This is a genomic window from Arthrobacter sp. Y3225209, from assembly GCF_059090685.1.
Genome location: NZ_JBNHFW010000002.1, coordinates 241,278 through 265,068, shown reverse-complemented (window position 1 = coordinate 265,068; position 23,791 = coordinate 241,278). Strand labels below are relative to the sequence as shown.

Annotated in this window: 25 protein-coding genes and 1 riboswitch; of the genes, 7 read left to right on the top strand and 18 right to left on the bottom strand. The window is 66.5% G+C overall.

Going from position 1 to position 23,791, the window contains the following annotated elements:
- Position 1: 1 nt before the first annotated feature.
- The 9 genes from folK to dacB all read right to left on the bottom strand — a co-directional run bounded on the left by folK (position 2) and on the right by dacB (position 9,159).
- Positions 2–493, bottom strand: coding sequence for a 2-amino-4-hydroxy-6-hydroxymethyldihydropteridine diphosphokinase (gene folK, locus AC5RVB_RS02740; RefSeq protein WP_227903203.1), 492 nt, complete (start codon positions 491–493; stop codon positions 2–4).
- Positions 490–894 (bottom strand): dihydroneopterin aldolase, encoded by a 405-nt coding sequence (gene folB, locus AC5RVB_RS02735; RefSeq protein WP_227903202.1) that lies wholly within the window; start codon positions 892–894, stop codon positions 490–492. Before folB ends, folK begins: the two co-directional genes overlap by 4 nt.
- A 2-nt stretch (positions 895–896) precedes the next feature.
- Positions 897–1,802 carry a dihydropteroate synthase gene (gene folP / locus AC5RVB_RS02730; protein WP_227903201.1) on the bottom strand — a complete coding sequence of 302 codons (906 nt, stop codon included), beginning with the start codon at positions 1,800–1,802 and terminating at the stop codon, positions 897–899.
- 8 nt (positions 1,803–1,810) lie between these two features.
- The gene (gene folE / locus AC5RVB_RS02725) at positions 1,811–2,431 is read right to left on the bottom strand and encodes a GTP cyclohydrolase I FolE (RefSeq protein WP_227903200.1); all 621 of its coding nucleotides are present in this window, start codon (positions 2,429–2,431) and stop codon (positions 1,811–1,813) included.
- 77 nt (positions 2,432–2,508) lie between these two features.
- On the bottom strand, positions 2,509–4,599 hold the full coding sequence (gene ftsH, locus AC5RVB_RS02720; RefSeq protein ID WP_494141887.1) for an ATP-dependent zinc metalloprotease FtsH: 2,091 nt from the start codon (positions 4,597–4,599) through the stop codon (positions 2,509–2,511).
- A 177-nt stretch (positions 4,600–4,776) separates the two neighbouring features.
- Positions 4,777–5,328: a hypoxanthine phosphoribosyltransferase gene (hpt, locus tag AC5RVB_RS02715; protein ID WP_227903198.1), complete on the bottom strand. Its 552-nt coding sequence runs from the start codon at positions 5,326–5,328 to the stop codon at positions 4,777–4,779.
- 38 nt (positions 5,329–5,366) lie between these two features.
- Entirely contained in the window at positions 5,367–6,488 is a 1,122-nt protein-coding gene (tilS, locus tag AC5RVB_RS02710) for a tRNA lysidine(34) synthetase TilS (RefSeq protein WP_494141886.1), read from the bottom strand.
- A 9-nt stretch (positions 6,489–6,497) separates the two neighbouring features.
- Positions 6,498–7,670 (bottom strand): zinc-dependent metalloprotease, encoded by a 1,173-nt coding sequence (locus tag AC5RVB_RS02705; RefSeq protein WP_227903196.1) that lies wholly within the window; start codon positions 7,668–7,670, stop codon positions 6,498–6,500.
- A 67-nt stretch (positions 7,671–7,737) separates the two neighbouring features.
- Complete coding sequence (gene dacB, locus AC5RVB_RS02700; protein ID WP_494141885.1) at positions 7,738–9,159, bottom strand: D-alanyl-D-alanine carboxypeptidase/D-alanyl-D-alanine endopeptidase; 1,422 nt, start codon at positions 9,157–9,159, stop codon at positions 7,738–7,740.
- Positions 9,160–9,376: 217 nt separating this feature from the next.
- Between dacB and AC5RVB_RS02695 the strand changes: the two genes are divergently transcribed.
- Positions 9,377–9,922: an inorganic diphosphatase gene (locus AC5RVB_RS02695; protein WP_227903194.1), complete on the top strand. Its 546-nt coding sequence runs from the start codon at positions 9,377–9,379 to the stop codon at positions 9,920–9,922.
- Positions 9,923–10,008: 86 nt separating this feature from the next.
- On the opposite strand, the gene AC5RVB_RS02690 is transcribed toward AC5RVB_RS02695, so the two are convergent.
- Positions 10,009–10,221, bottom strand: a complete 213-nt coding sequence (locus AC5RVB_RS02690; protein WP_227903193.1) for a hypothetical protein — start codon at positions 10,219–10,221, stop codon at positions 10,009–10,011.
- A 141-nt stretch (positions 10,222–10,362) separates the two neighbouring features.
- Here AC5RVB_RS02690 and AC5RVB_RS02685 point away from each other — a divergent pair, with 141 nt between their 5' ends.
- Positions 10,363–10,998, top strand: a complete 636-nt coding sequence (locus AC5RVB_RS02685; protein ID WP_227903192.1) for a hypothetical protein — start codon at positions 10,363–10,365, stop codon at positions 10,996–10,998.
- A gap of 73 nt (positions 10,999–11,071) precedes the next feature.
- On the opposite strand, the gene AC5RVB_RS02680 is transcribed toward AC5RVB_RS02685, so the two are convergent.
- Positions 11,072–11,911: an HAD family hydrolase gene (locus tag AC5RVB_RS02680; RefSeq protein ID WP_227903191.1), complete on the bottom strand. Its 840-nt coding sequence runs from the start codon at positions 11,909–11,911 to the stop codon at positions 11,072–11,074.
- 126 nt (positions 11,912–12,037) lie between these two features.
- On the bottom strand, positions 12,038–13,312 hold the full coding sequence (gene serS / locus AC5RVB_RS02675; protein ID WP_227903190.1) for a serine--tRNA ligase: 1,275 nt from the start codon (positions 13,310–13,312) through the stop codon (positions 12,038–12,040).
- Positions 13,313–13,379: 67 nt separating this feature from the next.
- On the opposite strand from serS, the gene AC5RVB_RS02670 reads away from it, so the two are divergent.
- The gene (locus tag AC5RVB_RS02670; protein ID WP_227929666.1) at positions 13,380–14,453 is read left to right on the top strand and encodes a diacylglycerol/lipid kinase family protein; all 1,074 of its coding nucleotides are present in this window, start codon (positions 13,380–13,382) and stop codon (positions 14,451–14,453) included.
- A gap of 54 nt (positions 14,454–14,507) precedes the next feature.
- Here AC5RVB_RS02670 and AC5RVB_RS02665 read toward each other — a convergent pair whose 3' ends face one another.
- Genes AC5RVB_RS02665 through AC5RVB_RS02650 form a run of 4 tightly spaced genes read right to left on the bottom strand, consistent with a single transcriptional unit; the run spans position 14,508 to position 17,196 of the window.
- The gene (locus tag AC5RVB_RS02665; protein WP_227903188.1) at positions 14,508–14,834 is read right to left on the bottom strand and encodes a hypothetical protein; all 327 of its coding nucleotides are present in this window, start codon (positions 14,832–14,834) and stop codon (positions 14,508–14,510) included.
- 35 nt (positions 14,835–14,869) lie between these two features.
- On the bottom strand, positions 14,870–15,844 hold the full coding sequence (locus AC5RVB_RS02660) for a DNA topoisomerase IB (protein WP_494141884.1): 975 nt from the start codon (positions 15,842–15,844) through the stop codon (positions 14,870–14,872).
- A 48-nt stretch (positions 15,845–15,892) separates the two neighbouring features.
- A complete protein-coding gene (gene pheA / locus AC5RVB_RS02655) occupies positions 15,893–16,873 on the bottom strand; it encodes a prephenate dehydratase (protein ID WP_290243339.1) in 981 nt (326 codons plus the stop codon).
- Complete coding sequence (locus AC5RVB_RS02650) at positions 16,870–17,196, bottom strand: rhodanese-like domain-containing protein (RefSeq protein WP_227903185.1); 327 nt, start codon at positions 17,194–17,196, stop codon at positions 16,870–16,872. The genes pheA and AC5RVB_RS02650 overlap by 4 nt, the downstream gene beginning before the upstream one ends.
- A 159-nt stretch (positions 17,197–17,355) precedes the next feature.
- Between AC5RVB_RS02650 and AC5RVB_RS02645 the strand changes: the two genes are divergently transcribed.
- Entirely contained in the window at positions 17,356–18,738 is a 1,383-nt protein-coding gene (locus tag AC5RVB_RS02645; protein ID WP_494141883.1) for an amidase, read from the top strand.
- A 74-nt stretch (positions 18,739–18,812) separates the two neighbouring features.
- Here the strand turns inward: AC5RVB_RS02645 and AC5RVB_RS02640 are convergent, their stop codons facing one another.
- Positions 18,813–19,796 (bottom strand): MsnO8 family LLM class oxidoreductase, encoded by a 984-nt coding sequence (locus AC5RVB_RS02640; RefSeq protein ID WP_494141882.1) that lies wholly within the window; start codon positions 19,794–19,796, stop codon positions 18,813–18,815.
- Between the two features lie 296 nt (positions 19,797–20,092).
- Here AC5RVB_RS02640 and AC5RVB_RS02635 point away from each other — a divergent pair, with 296 nt between their 5' ends.
- From AC5RVB_RS02635 to AC5RVB_RS02625, 3 genes are all read left to right on the top strand, one after another.
- The gene (locus AC5RVB_RS02635; RefSeq protein ID WP_494141881.1) at positions 20,093–21,496 is read left to right on the top strand and encodes a peptide MFS transporter; all 1,404 of its coding nucleotides are present in this window, start codon (positions 20,093–20,095) and stop codon (positions 21,494–21,496) included.
- A gap of 123 nt (positions 21,497–21,619) precedes the next feature.
- Positions 21,620–21,744, top strand: a riboswitch (SAM riboswitch).
- 16 nt (positions 21,745–21,760) lie between these two features.
- The gene (locus AC5RVB_RS02630; RefSeq protein ID WP_494141880.1) at positions 21,761–22,966 is read left to right on the top strand and encodes a cobalamin-independent methionine synthase II family protein; all 1,206 of its coding nucleotides are present in this window, start codon (positions 21,761–21,763) and stop codon (positions 22,964–22,966) included.
- Positions 22,967–23,017: 51 nt separating this feature from the next.
- Positions 23,018–23,230: a hypothetical protein gene (locus AC5RVB_RS02625; RefSeq protein ID WP_494141879.1), complete on the top strand. Its 213-nt coding sequence runs from the start codon at positions 23,018–23,020 to the stop codon at positions 23,228–23,230.
- An 82-nt stretch (positions 23,231–23,312) separates the two neighbouring features.
- Here the strand turns inward: AC5RVB_RS02625 and AC5RVB_RS02620 are convergent, their stop codons facing one another.
- Positions 23,313–23,672, bottom strand: coding sequence for a hypothetical protein (locus tag AC5RVB_RS02620; RefSeq protein WP_494141878.1), 360 nt, complete (start codon positions 23,670–23,672; stop codon positions 23,313–23,315).
- Positions 23,673–23,791: the final 119 nt, after the last annotated feature.

Below are 23,791 nucleotides of genomic sequence, written 5' to 3'. Positions count from 1 at the left end.
CTCAGTCTCCTTCGAAGATTTCGAGCCCGGGAAGATCCTCGGCGCGGGCGGCCAGCTCGGCCACGGGTACCGAGTCCAGCCGGGCATCCGGTTCCATCCACGCCCAGGGCTGCAGGACAAAGGCCCTGCCGGCGGCACGCGGGTGCGGAATGGTCAGATCGGGTTCATCCAGATGCAGGTCACCGTAGGTGATGATGTCGACGTCGAGTGTCCGCGGCCCCCAGCGGACCTCACGTTTGCGGTGGTGCCGGGCCTCAACGGCCTGGCAGTGTGCCAGCAGGGCATGGGGCTCCAAACCGGTTTCCACCGCCACCACCAGGTTCAGGTAGTCGGGCTGCTCCGGGCCGCCCACGGGCCGGGTCCGCACCACCGGGGACACAGCGGCCAGCCGCATGTCCGGGTGGTCGGCGAGGTCTGCCACCGCCGCTGACAGGGTGTCCCGGCTTTCGCCGAGATTGCTGCCCAGGGCAAGGATGGCATGCACGGTGCTCATTCGCGCTCCCGGAGGATTGTGACCGCTACATCGCCGAACGTAACGGCGATGGGTGCCTTCGGTTTGTGCACGGTCACTTCCACGGCAGCCAGCACCGGGAAGGCGGCCAGCACCGTGTCGGCGATCCGGCCGGCAAGCGCCTCGATCAGGTTCAGCGGCTCGCCGGTGATGACCTTCACTGCGCACTCGGCCACCTCACCGTAGTGTGCCGTCAGCGTCAGGTCATCAGTGGCCGCTGCCGGGCCGAGGTCGGTGAACAGCACCAGATCCACAATGAAGGGCTGTCCGTCGCGGCGCTCCTCGGGAAAAACACCGTGGTAGCCCGTGGCGGATATCCCGGTCAGGGTGATCCGGTCCGGTGCCGTGGTTCCGCGCCGGTCGGTGCCGGCGGTTCCGGGCATGCCTATCCCTTCCAGGCCGCAGCGGCCTTGACGGCGTCGAGGCTGGCCTGCACGTTGTGTACCCGCACTGCCCAGACGCCCGAAGCGGCGGCCAGTGCGCTCACTGCGGCAGTGGCGTTGTCGCGTTCAAGCGGAGGAGCCGCCTTGCCGAAGCTGGTGAGCAGGGAGCCGAGGAACCGCTTGCGGGAGGCGCCAATCAGTACCCGGTGGCCCAGTGCACCTATCCGGTCGATGCCGCGCAGCAGCGCCCAGTCATGCTCGGCCGTCTTGGTGAACCCCAGTCCGGGGTCAAGAATTATCTGCTCCGGCGTCACGCCTGCGGCATAAAAACGGTCCCGGACCTTGGTGAGTTCTTCCACGACGTCGTTGACGACGTCGTCGTAGGTCGCGTTGGGATCATTGCTGCGTACGCTGCCGCGGCTGTGCATCAGGATGTAGGAAACGCCCGTACGCGCCACCAGGGGTGCCATCTCCGGATCGGTTTCCGTCCCGGAAACATCGTTGATGATCAGCGCACCGGCGCCGATGGCCTTCTCCGCGGTGGAGGCATTCATGGTGTCCACACTGACCAGGGCACCGGCCCGGACCAGGGCCTCGATCACCGGCAGGACACGTTCCTGCTCTTCCTCAGCGGAAATGCGGACGGAATCGGGGCGGGTGGACTCACCGCCGACGTCGATGATGTCCGCACCGTCGTAGTGCATCTTCAGGCCGGCGCGGATGGCGGCGTCGGTATCCGCGAAGCGGCCGCCGTCGCTGAAGGAATCCGGGGTGACATTCAGGATGCCCATCACCAGGGTGCGGTCAGCGGGGAGGTCGTCGAATGTGCGGGCAGCGCGTGCGGGGCGCACCACCGGCAGCGGCGTCGTTGCCGGTCCGGTACCGGGTGCGGCGGCGAGTGAATCCATGGTGGTCCTTATCGTCCGAGTATCAGGCTCATTGCTTCAGCGCGGGTCGCGGTTTCGCGCAGCTGTCCGCGGACCGCGGACGTTACTGTCTTCGCGCCCGGCTTGCGTACCCCGCGCATGGACATGCACAGGTGCTCACATTCAATAACCACTATGGCACCGCGGGGTTCAAGATTGGTCATCAGGGCATCCACGATCTGCGTGGTCAGGCGCTCCTGCACCTGCGGGCGCCGGGCGTAGACCTCAACGAGCCTGGCCAGTTTGGACAGTCCCGTGACCTTGCCGTCGTGCGAGGGGATGTACCCCACGTGCGCCGTGCCGTGGAAGGGCACGAGGTGGTGTTCGCAGGTGGAATAGAACGCGATGTCCTTGACCAGCACCATCTCCTCGTGGTCCAGGTCGAAGGTTGTGGCCAACAGATCAGTGGGATTCTGATGCAGTCCGGAAAAGATCTCCGTATAGGACTTGGCCACCCTTTGGGGAGTGTCCTTTAAACCGTCACGGTCCGGGTCCTCCCCGATGGCGAGGAGGATTTCCCGGACCGCACGTTCAATCCTTGGCCGGTCCACCGGGGACGCCGCAGCTGCAGTGTCGTCAGCGGCCAGCAGGTCATCATCGAAATCCGTCACTGGTCGATCTTACCGTGCCGGGCGTTTAGGCCCGACGCTGTTCATCCCCCGCTGACGTCCCCCGACTGACCCCGGGCCTAGGCCTCCTGGCCGGCCTGGCCGCTCCCGGAGCTGCCGCCGTGCCCGGAGTGCCCGCCCTGCCCGCTGTTTTCCGGCTGGGGCAGGCCGTTGGAGGACACATCAAAGTCCTGCGGCAGGTCGGCGTCGGCAATCTGGTCCTGCGGGGCCACCGAAGCGGGGTCCGGCGCACCGATTTCCTTTGCCTCCCGGCGTTCGCGCGGCGAGACCACGGGCGGAATGCTGTGCACCGGGCGGGTGGGCTTGGAAAGCCAGACCTCCCGGACATCACGCTGGCGGACATCGGAGAAGATCTCCGCGATTTCCTTCTGGTTCAGCGTCTCGCGTTCCAGCAGCTCCAGGGCCAGCCGGTCCAGCACATCGCGGTTCTCCGTCAGGATCTGGTACGCCTCGTCATGCGCGTTGTCGAGCAGCCGCCGCACTTCTTCATCCACCACGTAGGCAACCTGGTCGGAGTAGTTGCGCTCCTGGCTCATATCCCGGCCCAGGAAGGGTTCCCCGCCGCCGGAGCCGAGCTTCACGGAACCGATCCGCTCGCTCATGCCGTACTGGGTGACCATCTTGCGGGCCGTGGACGTGGCCTTCTCGATGTCGTTGGATGCGCCGGTGGACGGATCGTGGAAGACGATTTCCTCAGCCACCCGGCCGCCCATGGCGTAGGCGAGCTGGTCCAGCAGTTCGTTGCGGGTTACCGAGTACTTATCATCCTGGGGCAGGACCATGGTGTAACCCAGTGCCCGGCCACGCGGCAGGATGGTCACCTTGGTAACCGGATCGGTATTGCGCAGCGCCGCTGCCACCAGCGCGTGTCCGCCCTCATGGTAGGCGGTGATCTTGCGCTCAAGTTCCTTCATCACGCGGCTGCGCTTCTGCGGGCCGGCGATCACGCGGTCAATGGCCTCGTCCAGGGCGCGGTCATCAATCAGGTCCGCGTTGGAGCGGGCGGTCAGCAGTGCCGCCTCGTTGAGGACGTTGGCCAGATCGGCGCCGGTGAAACCCGGAGTCTTGCGGGCCACGGTCTCAAGGTCCACGCCGTCAGCCATCGGCTTGCCCTTGGAATGGACCTGCAGGATCCGCAGCCGGCCCTGCATATCGGGGGCTTCCACGCCAATCTGGCGGTCGAAGCGGCCCGGACGCAGCAACGCGGGGTCCAGGACATCGGGGCGGTTGGTGGCCGCGATCAGAATGACGTTGGCGTTGGCATCAAAGCCGTCCATCTCCACCAGCAGCTGGTTCAGCGTCTGCTCACGTTCGTCATTGCCGCCGCCCACGCCGGCACCACGGTGGCGGCCGACGGCGTCAATCTCGTCCACGAAGATGATGGCCGGAGCGTTGGTCTTCGCCTGCTCGAACAGGTCGCGGACACGGGAGGCGCCCACGCCGACGAACATTTCCACGAAGTCGGAACCGGAAATCGAGTAGAACGGGACACCGGCCTCGCCGGCAACCGCGCGGGCAAGCAGGGTCTTACCGGTACCCGGAGGGCCGTACAGCAGCACACCCTTGGGGATCTTGGCGCCCACGGCCTGGAACTTGGCCGGATCCTGGAGGAACTCCTTGATCTCGTGCAGTTCCTCCACTGCTTCGTCTGCCCCGGCGACGTCGTCAAAGGTGACCTGCGGCATGTCCTTGTTGGTCAGCTTGGCCCGGGACTTGCCGAACTTCATGACCTGGGACCCGCCACCCTGCATCCGGCTCATCAGGAACCAGAAGATCACACCAATGATGATGAAGGGCAGCAGCAGTCCGAGGAAGCTGGTGAACCAGTTGGTCTGCACCGGCTGGTCGGTGAAGTTCGCTCCGGAATCATTCACCGCGTCGACAACTTCCTCGCCTCGCGCGGAGCTGAAGAAGAACTGCACATTGGTGCCCTTGTCACCGAGCGGGTCCTTCAGTGTCAGGTCAACGCGCTGGTCGCCGTCGTAAATCTTTGCCTGCGACACTTTGTCGCCATTAAGAAGTTCAAGGCCTTCTTTGGTGTCCACTTGGGAAGCGCCGGTGCCGGAAAGGCTGGGCAGGATGATCAAAAGAGCGGCCAATGCCAGCGCGATCCATATGACCGGCCCCTTGAAGAAGTTCTTGGATTTCATTCGTCGTCAGGGCTAAGCCCCGTCCCTCCTGATCAACAACGCTGGTGTGCGCGGAATTTACCTACTAGCTATACACCGTCCCCAAAAGAACACGGCCGGCGTTGGGGTTTAGTTCCCTCAGGGCGTAGCGCTCTGGCGTGATGGTGATCGCGCGGAACGGGGCGAAGGCCGCAGGGCTTATTCGTACACGTGCGGGGCGAGGGTGCCGATGAAGTCCAGGTTGCGGTACCTCTCGGCAAAGTCGAGACCGTAGCCGACAACAAATTCGTTGGGGATCTCGTAGCCGACATACTTCACGTCGATTTCCACCTTGGCGGCATCCGGCTTGCGCAGCAGGGTGCAGATTTCCACGCTGGCCGGGCCGCGGGACTCCAGGTTGGTGCGAAGCCAGGACAGGGTCAATCCGGAATCGATAATGTCTTCGACAATCAGCACGTGCTTGCCGAGCAGGTCGGTTTCCAGATCCTTCAGGATCCGGACGACGCCGGAGGACTGGGTGCCGGACCCGTAGGAGGACACTGCCATCCAGTCCATGGTGACGTGGCTGTGCAGGGCGCGGGACAGGTCAGCCATCACCATGACGGCACCCTTGAGGACGCCGACGAGGAGGACGTCGCGGCCGGCGTAGTCGCGGTCAATTTCGGCCGCCAGTTCATTGACCCGGTTTTGGATCTGTTCCTTGGTGTAGAGAACGTGCTTGAGATCTGACTGGACGTCGTGTGAATCCACGAATGACTCCCGGGTGCGAAGTGTTGCAGCTTTGGATGTTAGGTGCTGCTCTTTTTCCTAAAAACAAGATTGCCATAGCTTGAGCCGCCGTGGTGAACCGCTTTGCCGCGCGGCTGCCGGTACACGCTGACTTTGCCGACCAGCTGGACGGGTCCGGCGGAGCCGGTGCGGCGCAGCAGCGATTCAACCGCTGCCAGGCGTTCGTAGCTCGGCTGGGCCCCACCCAGGGCCAGCGCCGCGAGGGCCAGCACACGCTGGCGGAGGGCCGCAGGGAGGTCCCTTAGCGGCGCTTCGGGCAGCAGCAGTTCCGCTCCTTCGGCACCGGACCCCGCGGGAGGATCCAGGCGCAGCTTCTCGAAGGTGCGGGCGGCCTTTTCATCCAGATAGTCGGCGTCTGCATAGAGGATACGTGAGGAACGGAACAGTGCCTCGGCTATTCCCGGACCGAGTTTCTCCTCGAGGAACGGCAGCACCTCGGTGCGGACGCGGGAGCGGGCATAGGCGGAATCCCGGTTGCTGGGATCGTGCCAGGGATCCAGGCCGGCATGCTCGCAGATTTCCAGGGTGGCCTCGCGGCGCAGCCCCAGGAACGGGCGCAGATACTTCCCGCGTACCGCCGGCATCCCGGCCAGCGACCGGGTGCCGGAGCCGCGCATCAGTCCCAGCAGCACCTGTTCGGCCTGGTCATCCAGCGTGTGGCCTAGCAGTACGGCGTCGGCATGGAGTTCCTCCACCGCGGCATCCAGGGCGGCGTAGCGGACGGTCCGTGCCGCGGCTTCGGGCCCCATACCGGACGTGGGCACGGTGACCTGCCGGACAAGGACGGGCGCCAGCCCCATGGCCTCCAGTTTCTGCCGGGTCCGTTCCGCCACCGCGGCGCTGCCTTCCTGCAGTCCGTGGTCCACTACCACCGCACCCACCCGGTAGTCCCCGCGGCGGGAAAAGAAGGAGGCGGCCTCGGCCAGGGCCAGGGAATCCGGTCCGCCGCTGCACGCGACCAGGATCAGCGGCGGCTGGTCCCCGCCCGGTGCCAGGCCGGCGTCCCGGAGGGCGTCCCGGATGCTGTTGCGGGCATCCCCAAGGGTGGGCAGGAGCCGTTTGCGGACCCGTGGTGCGGGGCGGACGGCAGCGGTGCCGGAAATACCGGGGTTTTCGTGCATCACGTTCGGTTACAGTCCCATCCTGGCGATCCAGAGGTCAGCTGAGTGGATTTCCGCTTCGGTGGGAAGGTTTTCGGCCTTTTCCCAGACCCGGTTGAAACCTTCCATCCCCACGCGGCCGGTCACGGCACGGACAAAACGGGCACCGTCACTGTACTGGCGCATCTTGGCGTCCAGGCCCATGATCTGCCGGAAGAAACGGTCAATCCAGCCGCGTTTGGCACCCCGGTTGTTGAACCGCTGCCGGATGGTCTTCACGCTGGGCACAATGCTTGCGTCCACAGCGTCCATCACCACGTTGGCGTGGCCTTCCAGCAGGGACATCACGGCCGTCAGGTGGGAGAGGCGTTCCTTGTCCTGGGGATCCTGCAGCAGCGACAGGAGGTCTGCCGGCTTGCGCGGCACGCCGTCGTTGTCCTTCTCGCCCGTCCCTGCGGAGTTGGCAGTCAACGCCTTCACGGCGGAACCCAGGCGCTCGGAAAGGGTCTGCGCCTTGTCCATCATGCCGTTGGAGAGCTGGCTGATCTGTTCCAGCATGTGCTCCCGCAGCCACGGTGCCGCTGCAAACTGCACACGGTGGGTCTGCTCATGCAGGCAGACCCAGAGCCGGAAGTCGGCCGGTTCCACGTTGAGCTCGCGTTCAAGGGTGATGATGTTCGGCGCCACCAGCAGCAGCCGCCCACCGGGTTTTCCCACCCCGCCCAGGGCGGCAAAGGGATCATACTGGCCCAGGACCTTGCTGGAGAGGAAGGCCAGCACGGCGCCCAGCTGTGCGCCGGTCATGGTTCCGCCAAGGGCGGTGTTGGCTGCTTCGAGCTGCTCGGGACGGGTTTCCGCCAGGTGCTGCAGCGCCGGGCCCATCAGCACGGAGAAGCTCTGCGAGTTGGCGCGGGCCCAGGAGGCACGGTCCACCACGAGTACGTCGGAGTCCCGCAGGTCACGCGCAGCTTCGAGGCCGGTGATGCGGTGCACGTGGGCCACGGAGGTATCCGCTGCGGCACGCAGGTCCGCCACGGCTTCGCGGATCTCCCGGGCGGACATCTTCGGTCCCGGCGCCACCATGGCCGCCGCAGTGGAGGCGGCCAGATCCCAGTTCACCAGTGCCGGTGCGTCCGGGGAGGGAGACTTTTCGGTAGACGGCTTGCGGTCATGGCTCAGACGGTTTCGTTCGTTGCGCTCCATTGCTCCATTCGACCACATTGCCCAATGAGGGACACCACCCGGCCCCGATCCCGGACGGCAGGCAGGCTCAGCGGCAGCCGCAGCCGGCGAGGACCGCCGCGGCGGAATCCACGGCCTCCCTGGCGGCTGCGGTGTTTCCGTCCAGGCCGTCCTCTACGAAGGTGAAGGCGAGTACCCGCCCGTCCGCGTCCGTGGCGTAGCCGGTCAGTGCAGTGACGGCGAACAGCGTGCCGGTCTTGGCACGCACAATTCCGGCTGCGCCTGCATCTGCAGCCTCATCAAAGCGTCCGGCAAGCGTTCCGCTCAGCGCCGCCACCGGCAGTCCGCCGGTGACCGAGCGCAGGTCCGGGTCCGGTGAGGTGAGCAGGATCCGCATCAGCTCGGTCAGCTGCTGGGCGGAAACGGAAGTTTCCGCGGAGAGGCCGTTGGTGTCCCCCAGCACCAGGGAACCGGTATCCACGCCGAGGGCACCTACCTCGGCCCGGACCGCCTCGATGCCTCCCGAGAAGGAGGGTTCGCGGTCCGTTGCCTCGGCCGTGAGCCGGCCCAAAACCTCGGCCAGGTAGTTGTCCGAGGTCAGCAGCATGTAATCGACCTGGTCGGCCAGCGGGGCGGAGCGGACCTCGGCCAGGGTGCGGGCATCCCCGGGCGCAGTGCCGCGTTCCACCGTGGTCCGGACCTCGACGCCGTCCAGGGCTTCCTCCAGTGCCGCGCGGTAGGCCTCGCCTGCGGACAGTGCCGGGTCCTCGACCCGCGGTCCGGGGCCGCTGCCCTCCACCTGCCACGCCGAGCTGACGGCGAGGGCATGGACCGGGGCGATTTCCCCGGCCTCGATATCCGCCTCCCCCCAGGCATCGGAGAGAGCGGGGCCGGTGAACAGGGAATCATCCACCTGCACGGTGACAGGGCCGGCCGTCCCGGTGTCCCGAAGTGCGGCCGCTGTCTGCTCCGCCAGGGTGGTCAGGCCGGCGCGGCCGGCAACGGAATCAGGGTCCGAAGGGCCTGCCGTGAGCAGCACGTCACCGCCGCCGCGCAGGATGACCGTTCCGGGATCGTCCCCTTCCAGGACAGAGGTCGGGAAGGTGGTCTCTGCTCCCATGGCAGACATGGCGGCGGCGGCTGTAAGGATTTTCAAGGTGGATGCGGGGGCCAGACCGGCTGCCCCGCCGCGGTCATACAGCACGGTGCCGGTCAGCGCGTCCTCAACCACCGCGTGGAATGATCCGCTGCCCTCGATCGCAAGTTCGGCATCGAGGAGCCGGCCCAGCTGTTCCGGGTTGGGGAGCGGATCCGCCGCCTGAGGGGCGGTGACCGGTCCGCTGCCGGTCAGGACCTCAGGGGGTTGCAGGTGCTCGGGCACCACTTCGGCGCGCTGCGCACCTCCGCCGGCCAGCGACTGGGTGATTGGCGGGAGCGCGTAGAAGGCCAGCGGGACCAGCAGCACCGCGAAGGCAAGCGCCAGAAGCGTGCCGGAGAACATCCGAGACATGCCCTCACCGACTCCTTCGCTCCGCCGGTTATCCCGGCCTTTCCTCATCCGTGCACAGTTCCGTGCGCGGGACATATATCTTTAAGACTAGACCGACGCCGGCGCCCGTCCCGACCTTCCGTCAGCGCGGAAGCTTCCGCGGGGCGCGCCGGTGCATGATCAGTTATCAAAGTCTTTCCAGTGGTTCCTCCGCGGGCCACGCCAGTGAGGAGTCGCAATGAAGCTCGACGTAACCATCGAGATCCCCAAGGGATCCCGGGTCAAGTACGAAATTGACCACGAAACCCACCGTCTGCGCCTGGACCGGGTTCTGTTCACGTCCATGGCCTACCCCACCCACTACGGGTTCTTCGAGAACACCCTGGGCGAGGACGGCGATCCGCTGGACGCCCTGGTGATGCTGCAGGACTTCGACCTGATGCCCGGCGTGCTGGTGGAATCCCGCCCCATCGGCGTGTTCAACATGGTGGATGACGGCGGCGGAGATGCCAAGGTCCTCTGCGTTCCGGTGGACCCGCGCTTTGACCACATCCAGGACATCTCGGACGTTTCCGACTTCCTGCTCGATGAGATCAAGCACTTCTTCACCAAGTACAAGGACCTGGAGCCGGGCAAGTGGGTGGAAGCTGCCGACTGGGCCGGCCGTGAAGCCGCCGAAGCCGAGGTCACCGCCTCCCTCGCCCGTTTCGAGGCGCTTGGCGAAGCCAGCGAAGAAGACGAGGCCCAGGGCCGCGACGTCGACGCTGACCCGATCAACAACTAGCGTTTCGGCGCACCGGCCCTGCCGGTACGACGGCGGCTGTCCCCTTCCCGGGGGCGGCCGCCGTCGGCGTTTAACGCCTTCACCCGTTATCCGCGCCGCCGGTCCTGCCGGCGTGCCCAGGCACGTACATCGGAGGCGTAGGTCCGCGAGGGTACAAGCGCCACTGCCACTGCGGCGGCCAGGACCACCCAGCTGGAGGTGAGCCATGCCGCCCAGAGGCCAAGCAGGATCACCCCGCCGGCAAAGAGCAGGGGTACCCGCGAGGTTCGCCCGGGTTCGGACGGCGGTGTGGTTGTCATGCGCCGACCCTACTACCCCGGGCAGGATGTCCCGCCCGGGAACAGATGGTGCCGGTGGTTCGCTTGGCCGCAGGACCCCGCCGGCAGGCGCGCCGCAACCGGATTCGGTTGTTTGGCGGCGTGGTCTGACATGCTGATGCCATGCATTTTGTGCTCACCATCAACCAGCGGGACTCGCGCGACGTCGGGGACCTGGTCCCGGACCTGATCCGCACGCTGCGGCACTTGCCGGCAGCGGTTCCGTTCCAACGCACCGTGGGCGATGAAGCCCAGGGGGTGCTGACCGACGCGGCCACGGCTGTTGACGCTGCCCTCACTGCCGTGCGGGAACGCCGCTGGCACGTGGGTATCGGGGTAGGCGAGCTGGCGGTGCCGTTGCCCGCTGATATCCGTGACGCGAGGGGCTTCGGGCTGGTCTATTCGCGCAGGGCCGTGGAACGAGCCCAGCGCAGCGGTGACCGGATTCCGCTGGCGGTCGAGGGCCCGGACGCAGAGCTGGCGAGCGAGGCGGAGGCGGTCCTGCGGCTGCTCGGACTGATTGTGGCCGCGCGCACCGGTGCCGAATGGAAGGTGCTGGACCTGATGACTCCCGGTGCCCGCGGGCAGCAGAAATTCGTTGCCCAGGAACTGGGAATCACTGCCCAGGCGGTCAGTAAGGCGGTAGTCCGCTCGCATTGGACCGAGGAATGGGCCACCCGGCCGGCCGCCGCCAGACTGCTGGGTCTGGTGTACGGCCCGGCGTCCCTGCCTCCGGCAGCCCTGCCCTACGGCGTCTGAGCCGTCTCGGGCACCGTCTTCGGGCACAGCCTCGGGGCACCGACGCGTTGCCTTGGGCCGGCCGCCCAGGCGGTCAGTGGAGCAGGCTGCCCAGTACGCTCGCAGCGCCGTCCTCGTACACCGTTCCGGTCACCTCGGAGACCACGGCGAGCACTTCATCAGGTGCCTGGCCCATGGCCACGCCGCGTCCTGCCCAGGACAGCATTTCAATGTCATTCCGGCCGTCTCCCAGCGCCACGGTAAGCGCGGGATCAACATTCAGGTGTCCCCGGACCTGCTCCAGCGCGCTGGCCTTGGTCACTCCGGCGGCTGCGATGTCCAGCCACGCCGTCCAGCCCACGGAGTAGGTGACCCCGTGCAGGCCGATGGACTTTACTGCTGAGCCGAACTCCTCTGCCGTGCTGTCGGTGCTGAAAACCACCACCCGCACCGCCTCGGCGTCGAGCAGTTCATCGAATCCCACCGCATGGGCCTCGGCACCGAAGCTGGCATCCTGGAAACGTTCAGTGGAAAGGAACCGGCCGGAGCTGTCCTCAAGGGCAAACTTGGCGGTGGGCAGCTTCTGCCGCAGGGCTGCCAGAGCCGGCTTGGGATCGAAAACCACCCGGTCCATCACTTCGTAACCGTCCGCCAGTGACGGGTCCAGCCGGAGCGTGACCGCGCCGTTGGAGCACACACAGTACCCCTCGGTCAGCCCCAGCAGCTGGAGGATGGGCAGGGCCGCCCCATAGGAACGGCCGGTGGCAATGACCAGATGATGTCCGGCGTCGGCTGCCGCCCGGGCAGCTTCGCGGACCCCCGGGGACATATGCCCGTCGTGGTCCACCAGGGTGCCGTCCACGTCCAGGGCTACTAAGTGTCTTTTATCCGTCGTCTGCTGGTCTTCGATGCCAGCTGTACTCAAAGTTGTCATCGTTTTATCTAAACAGATCGGTTGGCAACGGGGTAGGAGCACCGTCACGCACAAAGGCGCGGACGACACAACGCAGGAGAGGGACCCCGGGCGTCCCGGGATCCCCCTGCTGCGGGTGCGGCCGGACTAGAGAACCGGAAGCACTTCCAGGCCGCCCAGGTACGGCTGCAGGGCAGCCGGCACGTTGACGGAGCCGTCGGGGTTCTGGTGGTGTTCCAGGATGGCGACAATCCAGCGGGTGGTGGCGAGGGTGCCGTTCAGGGTGGCCACGGCACGGGTGCCCTTGCCTTCGCCCTGGCGTTCGCGGATGTTCAGCCGGCGGGCCTGGAAGGTGGTGCAGTTGGAAGTGGACGTCAGTTCGCGGTAGGCGTTCTGGGTGGGAACCCAGGCTTCACAGTCGAACTTCCGTGCCGCGGACATGCCCAGGTCACCCGCAGCGGTATCAATGACCCGGTAGGGCAGTTCAACCTTGGCCAGCATTTCCTCTTCCCATGCCAGCAGGCGCCGGTGTTCCTCAGCGGCGTCCTCGGGGCGGGTGTAGACGAACATTTCCACTTTGTTGAACTGGTGGACGCGGATGATGCCTCGGGTGTCCTTGCCGTGGGATCCGGCTTCGCGGCGGTAGCAGGAGGACCAGCCGGCGTAGCGGACCGGGCCGCCGTCGAGCTCGAGGATCTCATCGGCGTGGTAACCGGCCAGCGGTACCTCGGAGGTGCCCACCAGGTAGAGGTCGTCCTCGGCCAGGCGGTAGATCTCGGCGTCGTGGGCCACATCGAAGCCGGTGCCCTGCATCGTCTCCGGACGGACCAGGGTGGGGGTGATCATGGGAACAAAGCCGGCCTTCACGGCCTGATCCATGGCCATGTTCAGCAGGGCCAGTTCCAGCCGGGCGCCGACGCCGCGCAGGAAGTAGAAGCGCGAACCGGAAACCTTGGCACCACGCTCCATGTCAATGGCGCCGAGCATCTCACCCAGTTCCAGGTGATCGCGGGGGGTGAATCCCTCGGCTTCGAAGTCGCGGGGGGTTCCGACGGTCTTCACGACCTCAAAGTCATCCTCACCGCCCACGGGGACGCCGTCGGAGACCAGGTTGGGGATCCGGCGCAGCAGTGCGTCGGATTCAGCCTGGATGGCGTCGGCTTCGGCGCCGGCGGCCTTGACCGCGGCGGCCAGTTCCTTGACCTCGGCCAGCAGGGCCTGCTTTTCCTCGCCCTTGGCCTGTGCCACCCGCTTGCCGAAGGCATTCTGCTCGGCACGGAGGGTCTCGTAACGGGTCCGGGCATCGCGGCGGGCGGCGTCAGCGGAGATGATCGCGTCCACAATGCTCTCGTCGGCCAGCCGGGCGCGCTGCGAGGCTCGGAATTTTTCAGGGTTTTCGCGGAGCTCATTTACATCGATCACGTCTCAAGAGTACCGAAAACACGTCCGGGCATTGGTTCCGCGGGCGGCGGCTATTCTGGGAAGCACCATGCCCATAGAAATCACCCTGCTCCTGGTCCTTGCCGCCGCCCTGCTGGCCTCGGCGGCAACCTGGATAATTGTGGGCGTCAGGATCAGGCGCCGGACAGCAAGGGACACGGCGATCTTTGCCCCGCGGGGTCCTGCGCACCAGCGAGTTGCCATGGTCATTAATCCGGTAAAGACGCTGGCTCCCGAGGCCCGGTCCCTGCTGGAGTCAGCGTGCGACCTGGCCGGCTGGGACCCGCCCCTCATTCTGGAAACCACCGTTGACTCGCCCGGTTACCTGCAGGCCGTACAGGCGCTGCAGTCCGGCGCCGATGTGGTGCTGGCTGCCGGCGGCGACGGGACGGTGCGGGAAGTTGCCCGGGCCGTGGCGCACTCGGGGGCGTCGCTGGGCCTGATCCCCCTGGGCACCGGCAACCTCCTCGCCCGGAACCTGGACATCTCCGTGGCGGACCTCAGCGGGAATATCCGCAATGCCCTGCACGGGGACGTGCGCCGGATCGACATGGCCACCATCCGGCTGGCAGATGTAACCACCGGCGAATCCTCCCGTAATGCCTTCCTGGTCATGGGTGGAATCGGCCTGGACGCCGAGGTCATTGCCGCCACCCGGGACGAGTTGAAAAAACGCGTGGGCTGGCTGGCGTACAGCGAGGCCGGCGTCCGGCTGCTGCCCGGGCGGCGGACCCGGATGGCCGTCAGCATTGATGACGCTCCGGCCGAATCCCTGAAGGTACACAGCGTCCTGGTGGCGAACACCGGCAGGCTCCCCGCCGGGATTGATTTCATTCCGGACGCAGTGGTGGATGACGGGCTGCTGGACATCATCATCATGAGTCCGCGAAGCGTGCTGGGCTGGGCCTGGGTGGCAGGGAAGGTGATGACCCGTTATCCCAAGGACCTGCCGGTCATCCGTCATCACCGGGCCCGCAAGGTGACGGTCACGGTGGGTGAACCCACACAGACACAGCTGGACGGCGACCTTACCGGCACCGCCACCTCGGTCACGTTCCAGGTGGATCCAGGTGCCCTGCCGGTGCGGGTACCGCCGTCGCCGGTACAACCCGCGAGACGGTAGGAAAATACAAAACGGCGCTGCACCCTCGGGTGCAGCGCCGTTTGAGGGAAGGACCTACTTGCCGTCCTGGGTGCCCTCGGAGTCGGTGTAGCCGCCTTCGCGGTCCCTGTCCGTCCGGGCACCGTCAGCGTCGGTGTACTTGCCCTCGTCATCGGGCAGGGAGGACTTGGAGGACTGCTCGCGGATCAGCGCTTCCTCCTCGGCGAACCGGATGTCGTTCCCCTGGTCTCCCACGTCGCCGCGGTAGTTGTCGTCATTCGTGGATACACCGCTGGGCTTCGGGTCCTTGAGCTGTTCTTCTTCTTTGGGGTACTCGCTCATGCCGGCACCTTCCTTCTTGGGGTGGTTGTCCAGTGCGCCAATACTGCGCGCGCCTTCCATCAGCATACTTACTGCCACCGGAGACGGAAACCCGGCTACTCCTCGAGCATCAGGCGGACGGCTGTCTCCGACGCTGAGAACCCGGCAACCGGGATCACCTCACCGTCGAAAAACCGGTCCACCACGCGTGGGTCGATATACGACTTCCGGGCGATGGCCGGGGTATTGCCCAGATGGTCGGCAACGTCGCGGGCAGTGGCGGCCACCGCCTGCTGCCGGGCGCGCTTGGTGCCGGCGTCCGGTGCCAGCCGGGCCAGGGACATGGCAGCCACGACGGTAGCCTGCCAGGTGCGGAAATCCTTGGCAGTGAAATCCCCGCCGGTCACTTCCTTGAGGAACGCGTTCAGCTGGGCGGCATCCACGCTGTGCCATGCACCGTCCGCTCCGATATAGGCCAGCGCCGTGTCCGCGTCCGGGCGCCGCAGCATCGGTTCCAGCGCTGCCGCCAGGTCGGCGTCCCGGATGGAGGTATGCCATTCCTGGCCGCTCTTGCCCGGGAAATCGAACCGCACCTGATCCCCGTCCAGGCGGACGTGCTCAATACGCAGGGTGGTGGTGCCGTAGGAGCCGTTGGCCTCGGCGTACCTGGCGCCGCCCACGCGCAGCGCTCCCGCATCGACAATGCGCAGCGCTGCCGCCAGGGCCCGTTCCGCCCCGCTGCCTCCGGCCCTCAGATGCTTGGTGATCAGCCGGCGGGCGGGCGGCAGTGACTGGGCAAAGGCCAGGGCACGGTCAAACTTTTCCCGGTCCTTCATCTCGCGCCAGTGCGGGTGGTAAATGTACTGCTTGCGGCCGGCACCATCCGTCCCGGTGGCCTGAATGTGCCCGTTGGGATAGGGACTGATCCAGACGTCCGTCCAGGCCGGCGGAATGGCGAGGTTCCGGATCCGCGCAAGAACCTGCCGGTCCGTGATGGTTTCGCCGCGGAGATCCCGGTAGCTGAACCCCTTGCCCCACCGCCTGCGGGAGTACCCGGGATGTTCGCAGTTGCTTCGACGCAGCCTGGCCATGGCGCATCCCCCTCCCTGAGGCGGCTGGAGCGCCGCGCTTGTTTGGCTTTAGTATCCGTTCAGCAGGGATTGGAGCCAAATGTCGGCGTCCCGGAACGCTTCGTCACTGGTGTGCCGCGACACTTCAGGCTCGCGCCGGTCCGCCCGGGGGTAGGAACCCAGGAACCGCAGGCCGGGGCTGATCCGGTGCAGGCCCTTCAGGGCATCGGCCATTCGGGCGTCTGCCACGTGGCCGTCCGCATCGATGCTGAAGAAGTAGTCACCCAGGAACATCCCCGTGGGCCGGGACTCAATCCGGCTCAGGTTGACCCCGCGGGTGGAGAACTGTTCCAGGATGTCCATCAGCGCACCCGGATGGTCTTCAGGCAGCGGTATTACCAGGGTGGTTTTATCCGCCCCAGTCGGTTCCGGAAGCAGACCGGGCAGGCTGATCATCACGAATCGCGTCACCGCATCGCGGACATCACCGATATCCTCACGCAGCACCTCCAACCCAAGCCGCTCGGCCACCAGCGGGGCGCAGATGGCCGCGTCAAAAGCCGGCTCCTCCCGGGCCAGCTCCACCGCGGCAGCCGCCGTGGAGGAAGCAGGAAGATATTCCGCAGACGGAATATTCGCTGCCGCCCATTCCCGGCACTGTGCCCAGGCATGGGTATGCGTGGACACGGTGCGGATATCCGCCAGGCCGATACCGGGACGCACGGCCAGCACAAAGGTGATCGGCACGAGGATCTCATGCAGGATCCGCAGCGAGGTTCCGGCGGACAGGGCGTCGAGGGTGGCGCTGACGCCGCCTTCCACGGAATTCTCGATGGGCACCACGGCCGCATTGGCCTGGCCGGAGCGCACCATTTCCAGCGCGGAGTTCACGCTGGGTGCGGGGATCCGCACCGCATCCGATGCACCGGGAATCCGCAGCAGCGCCGCTTCGGTGAACGTCCCCTCCGGTCCCAGGTAGGTGTAGACCACCGTTTCCCCCTGCGGACCCGAATGGTGCGGGGCGGCCGCAGTGTCAGCAGCGTGCGTCATTTAACGGTCGGTTCCTGCCCGTTGTCCGAAACCATGGGCTTGCCGGCTTCGAGCCAGGCCCCCATGCCGCCGTTGACGTTGACGGCGGAGTAGCCGTGCGCGTCCAGCCACGCGGTCGCGCGGGCGCTGCGGCCGCCGGTGCGGCAGATGACGGCCAGGTCCTGGTCCGGGTCAAGGTCCTCGAGGCTGTCGGGCAGCCGGTCCAGCGGAATGTGGAGGGCACCGTCAACGTGCCCGGCTTCCCATTCGTAGTCTTCGCGGACGTCAAGGATCTTCGCGCCCTCGGGGATGCTGTCTACGGATACGCTCTGCATTTCGCTCATTGCTGTCCTAACTCTCGATTCTCCCGGACCGGTACCGGCCGTCGCCGCTGTGAAAGCCGGATAAACCACGGCTGCCCGCAGCGGGCGGTTTTCTCCAGCCTATAGTGGGACGCGGTCCGAGAGAACAAAGACCAGATCAGCACGCACCGGAGGTTTGCAATGCCCGCTCCCCACGACCTGACCGCCGTCGACCTGCGGAACGCCCTGGCCTCCGGGGAGCTCGGTGCCGAGGAGGTAACTTCGCACTTCCTGAGGCGCATTGAGGAGCTGAATCCGGCGCTGGGCGCCTTCCTGACCCCAACCCCGGAGCTTGCCCTCACCGAGGCCCGGGCCGCTGACACGTTGCGCGCCCGCGGCGGCACACTGCCGATGCTGCACGGCATGCCGCTGGCGCATAAGGACCTGACCGACGTCGCGGGGGTGCGCACCACCATGGGCAGCGCCGCCCTTACCCCGTGGGTCGCCGAGGCAGACGCGCCGCTGCCCGCGGTCCTGCGTCGTGCAGGCGCCATCAGCCTGGGCAAAACCCAGGTTCCCGAGTTCGGGTTGAGCAGCTACAGCGAGAACCGGGTGGGGCCCCCTGCCCGCAACCCGCGGGACCTCCGGCTCAGCCCCGGCGGCTCATCGGGCGGCAGTGCCGCGGCGGTGGCCGCCGGGCTGATTCCCTTCGCGCCCGGAACCGACGGCGGCGGATCGGTGCGTATTCCGGCAGCCGCCACCGGCCTCGTGGGCCTGAAGCCGAACCGCGGAAGGATCCCGTCGGGTTCGGGCCAGCAGGACCTGGGCCAGTTTGTCGTGGCCGGCCCAATCGCCCGTACGGCTGCGGACGCAGGCCTGCTCCTGGATGCCATGGTCGGCGAACCCAACCACCGCGCCACGAGTGCCGCCCCGTCCGCGAACCCTTTTCTCGCCGCTGCCCTGCGTGCCGAGGGCAGCTTCCGGATTGGCGTTAGCACCCGTTCACCGTTCGAATCCCGGCTGGACATCAGCCTGGATGACGAAGCGCTGCAGGCGCTCGACGCCGGTGTGGCGGCACTGACTGCGGCCGGTCACGATCTGGTGGAAACGGACCTGCATTACGACGAGCGGTATCCGGATGCGTTCGAAGTGGTTTGGACGGCGTCGCTGGCCACGGCCCGGCTGGCTCCCGGCCGCGAGGCTGAATTGACGGAGCTGGCCGCCACCATGCGCCGACGGGCGCTTTCCCGCAGTGCCGCGGACCTGGTGTCCGCCATCGACGTCCTGCGCACCTTCGAAACCGACACCATCCGCCAGTACAGCGCCTATGACATGATCCTGACCCCTGCCCTGGGCATGACGCCGCGGCCGGTCGGCTGGTACACCGACGCCGGTGCAGACGAGGACTACGCGCGTCAGTGCAGGTACTCGCCCTTCACCTCGATGGTTAATGTCTGCGGGCTTCCCGCCATCTCCATTCCGGCCCTGGACACGCAGGACGGGCTGCCGATGGGCATCCAGCTGATCGGCCGGCCGGGGGCGGAAGCCGATCTGCTGGCCGTCGCCGCCCAGCTCGGGCATTAGGCCCGCGGACGTCGGGCCGGTCCGAAAGGCATCCGACGACGCGACCCCGCTTCCCGGCACGGCGTGCTGCCGGCTCAGGATGCGGCCAGCTCCGCGAGCAGCCGGTCGGATTCGCGCTGGCCGCTAATGTCGTAGGCTCCGCCGGTGGCCAGCACCTCGTCGGCGCCGGTTGCGTCCAGCAGCTCCGCCAGGCGGTGGCGCACCTCGGGCGGGGTGCCGCAGATTGCATCCGCCAGGAAACCGCGGACCAGTTCCTGCCGGCGTTCCGGGCCCGTCACGGTCCCGTCGGTTGCGGCCAGCGCTGGAAACACACCCCGGGTCCGGGAATCCGCCAGGGCATTGGCTTCGGGCAGCAGCAGGCGGGTTGCGGCACTCCCGGTGGCGGCAACCGCCACGTTCACCGCTGCCAGCACGTAGGGCCGCGGGAACCGGCGGGAAGGCCGGAACCCTTTCCGGTACCGTTTCAGCGCGGATTCCGGGGAGCTGCGGAACAGTGCCGGCCCGCCCAAAACCAGCCCGAGCCCGGCCCGTGCCGCTATATCGGCGCCGGTACCGGTGGCCAGCACAAATACGGGCGTCTGGCCATGGTCCTGCGGCCTGGCGGTAATTGCGGCTGTCCCGTCCAGGTAGGCCAGCAATTCGGCCAGATGTTCCTCGAACTGTTCGGCTTCGGCTTTCCCCGCATGCAGCGCCCGGCGAACGGCCGACGTGAAACCGACCGAGCGTCCCACACCCAGGTCAATGCGGCCCGAATAGAGGGCATTGAGGGTTGCGGCCTGTTCCGCCACCACCAGCGGTTGGTGGTTGGGCAGCATCATGCCACCGGATCCGATGCGGATGCTTCGCGTGCGGGCAGCCAGGGCTGCCATCAGGACGGCAGGCGCCGAGCCGGCAATACCGGCCACGGCATGGTGTTCAGCCACCCAGAAGCGGCGGAACCCCAGTTTCTCGGCCGACTCGGCCCGTTCTGCCACCGCCTGCAGTGCTTCGGCCTCGGTGTCTCCCTCCCGGGAGTTGGCCCGGTCAAGGATGGAGACGGGGATATTCAGGGAAGCCATACCGGTGCCAACCCCGGGCCCGGCCGGGGAATTCCGGCACGCTTGTAGGCAAATCAGTGTCCGGACACCAAATCCGGGCGTAACGGGGGGAGGTAAGCACGTAATCTCGCCAAAATCGAGCCGAAAACGGGTGAGCTTTCGCACACCTTCGCAGAGAACCTCCCCGGCCCCGGGCGGATTCCCCGGGATTGGGGGGCGCTCACCCGCTTCGGGAGTGGGACCATTAACGGGTGAGCCATACCCCCAGTAACCCAGGCGTCCAAGAAGCGCGTAAAACCTTCTTCGGCCATCCCCGGATGTTGGCCAATCTCTTCAGTGTCGAGCTGTGGGAACGATTCTCGTTCTACGGCATGCAGGGCATCCTGCTGTACTACATGTACTACTCGGTCACTGACGGCGGCCTCGGCATCGATATTGCTGTTGCAACCTCTCTGGTCGGCGCCTACGGCGGCGGTGTCTACCTCTCCACCATTCTTGCTGCCTGGCTGGCGGACCGCGTCCTCGGGTCCGAGCGCGTGCTCTTCTACTCTGCCGCCGTCGTTATGCTCGGCCACATTGCCCTGGCCGTCCTGCCGGGCACACCCGGGCTGGCAGCGGGCCTGATCATGATTGCCCTCGGTTCCGGCGGCGTCAAAGCCAATGCCACCTCCCTGGTGGGCACCCTGTACGCAGAAAAGGATGAACGGCGTGACGCCGGGTTCTCCATCTTCTACATGGGCATCAACCTGGGCGCCCTGGTGGGCCCCCTCCTGACCGGCCTGGCCCAGGTGGAACTCGGCTTCCACTACGGCTTTGGCCTCGCCGCCATCGGCATGGCCATCGGCCTGGTCCAGTACGGCCTGACCCGCAAGTACCTGCCCGAGACCGCCCACGAAGTGGCCAATCCGCTGCCTCGGCAGCAGTACCTCAAGGTAGGGATCTACGCGGCGGCCGCCGTCGTCGTGATTGTCCTGGCCGTGGTGTTCGGCATCCTGAGCGCCGGCAACCTGGCCGTGGTGATGGCCGTTGTGGCCATCCTGGCCGCGGTTGCCTACTTCGTCATCATCCTGGGCAGCAAAAAGGTCAACAAGCTGGAACGGCGCCGGGTGTACTCCTTTATGCCGCTGTTTATCGCCAGCGCCGCCTTCTGGGCCCTGTTCCAGCAGCAGTTCACCGTGGTGGCGCTGTACGCCGACACGTCCCTGAACCGGACCATCTTCGGCTGGACCATGCCGCCGAGCTGGGTGCAGTCGATCAACCCGATCTTCATCATCATCTTCGCAGCCGTCTTCGCTGCGGTCTGGACCAAGCTGGGCGACCGGCAGCCGTCCTCGCCGCTGAAGTTCGCCCTGGGCCTTGCCGTCATGGGCCTGGCATTCCTCGCCTTCATCCCGTTCTCCGGCGGCGGCGCCAACAGCACCCCGCTGCTGGCACTGGTCGGCATCCTGCTGCTGTTCACCTTCGCGGAACTCTTCATCTCCCCGATCGGCCTGTCCGTGGCCACCAAACTGGCCCCGGAGGTCTTCCGGACCCAGATGGTTGCCCTGTTCTTCCTCTCGGTTTCCCTGGGCACCACCCTCGCGGGCTGGCTGGCACAGTTCTACAACCCCGAGACCGAGGTCAGCTACTTCCTGTTCAGCGGCGGAACCGCCATTGTCCTGGGCATCGCCCTGGCAGCGGCGACCCCGGCCATCAAGAAGCTGATGAGCGGCGTGCGCTAGCAAGCACTGCAGCACCAGCGCCTCCTCATGGACGGCGGCACCGGGACTTCCCGGAGCCGCCGTCCTTTTGCTTTTTGTCATGTGCTTGGTGCCGGCGGCACGGCATGGTTAGGATGGCACCAGCTTCAGGAGACACGGCCGCCAAGCTCCGACTTGGCCGTGCACCAACCCCATGCTTCACGGGTGGTTCGGATGACGAAGCGGCCCGCTCCGCCTTTACAGGCATCCGGTGCGGGCAAGAGCACGAAATCCCAGAGGATTCCCATGCGTAAAAGCACTGACCGTATTCTGACCACCCATGCCGGTTCCCTGCCGCGCACGCCGGAGCTGCTGGCCGCCAATGCCGCCCGGGAAGCGAATCCCGCGGATACCGGGGGCTACGCGGAACTCCTGCAGGCCGCCGTGGCGGATCTGGTGCGCCGCCAGCAGCAGGCAGGCATCGACATCCCCAACGACGGCGAGTACGGGCATGCCATGTCCTCGGCCGTGGATTACGGCGCCTGGTGGTCCTATTCCTTCGCCAGGCTCAGCGGTCTCAGCGTGGCCGAGACGGGCATCTGGGAGATGGAACCCGTCCGCTCCTCGCCGGGCAACGTTGTCCTGACAAGCTTCGGGGACCGCCGCGACCGGCAGCGCTTCGCTGCGGCCTACACCGACCCGTCATCGGGGATCACCACCGGGGCGCAGAAGATCTTCCCGAAGGTCACGGGTCCGGTGAAGTACACCGGGCACGACGCCGTGGCAGGGGACATCGCGAATCTGAAGGCCGGCCTGGCCGCGGCAGGTCTGACGGAAGGATTCCTGGCCTCCCTCTCCCCCGGTTCCTGTTCCCGGATTGCCAACGAGTACTACGCCACGGAGGAGGAGTTCATCTACGCGTGTGCGGATGCCATGCGGGAAGAGTACAAGGCGATTATCGACGCCGGGCTGATTGTCCAGATTGATGATCCGTCCATTGCGGAGAACTGGGACCAGATCAACCCGGAGCCCTCCGTCCAGGACTACCTGCGCTTCACCCAGATCCGGGTGGAGGCGCTGAACTATGCGCTGCGGGGCCTGCCGGAGGACCGGATCCGCTTCCACCTGTGCTGGGGTTCCTGGCACGGACCGCACACCACGGACATTGAGTTCCGGCACCTGGTGGACACGCTGCTGACGATCAATGCCGGGGGTTACAGCTTCGAGGCGGGCAATGTGCGGCACGAACATGAATGGCGGGTCTGGGAAGACACCAAGCTGCCGGCGGGCAAGGTGATCATCCCCGGCGTCGTTTCCCACGCCACCAACGTGGTGGAACACCCGGAGCTGGTGGCGGACCGGATTGAGCGCTTTGCGCGGCTGGTGGGCCGGGAGAACGTTATTGCTTCCACGGACTGCGGCCTGGGCGGGCGGGTTCATCCGCAGATTGCCCAGGCCAAGCTTGAGGCGCTCGGGGAAGGTGCACGGCTGGCCAGCAGCCGTCTCTGGTAACTAAAGTAGCAATTGTAAGGTTGCTGATAGTCGAAGTCAGAGGAGGGCATCATGGCTGATACGAACGCGAAGGATCCCGGACCCGAGCCGACCAATCCAATCGAGAACGCCGCCGACAACCTCATGCAGAACCTGGGCGAAGAGGTGCCGGACGGCAGCGGCAGCCAGGACCGGTCCGATCCGCGCACCGAGGTCCATTCGAACCTGGCCCAGGGCCTGAACGCCGATAACGCGAATTTCACGGCGAAACACAAGGACCGCTAGCACCGGTTCGTCCGACTGCGGTACGCGGGGCAGCGCTCCGCGTACCGCAGTCCGTTGCTTAAAGCCTGTCCAAATGCGCGCCCTAGCTGTCCAGACCGGCGCTGGTCAGGGTCAGCATTCCGGCGGCAGCGGACAGGAGACCCAGCGCGCAGACGGTATTGAACACCGTCCAGCCCTCCTGCCGCCGACCGCGGGCAACCAGGACGGCGGCGGCGGCCCATCCTGCCGCAAAACCCAGGACGGGCAGGACGCCGCCGGCAATCCCGGCGGTGTCCGAGGCCCAGCCCGGCAGGGCAAATGCGTTCCGCTGGGTCCAGCAGAACCAGAACACCGGCATTGCACAGACGTACGCCGCGTTGAGGAAAACTGCGCCCGCGACGGTGCCGCGGCGCACGGCACGGGCGCGGACGCGTCCGGGGGCTGCACTGCCCTGCATGCTCATGCCTGTCCGCCTTCCCCACCGGTCCCGCCGCTGTGTGGATAAGAGCATACGGCGGCGGCGGGCGATACACGCGTAGCAGCCCGTCTGCCGCCCCCGGTGTTTCTTTGGCATGCTTAGGG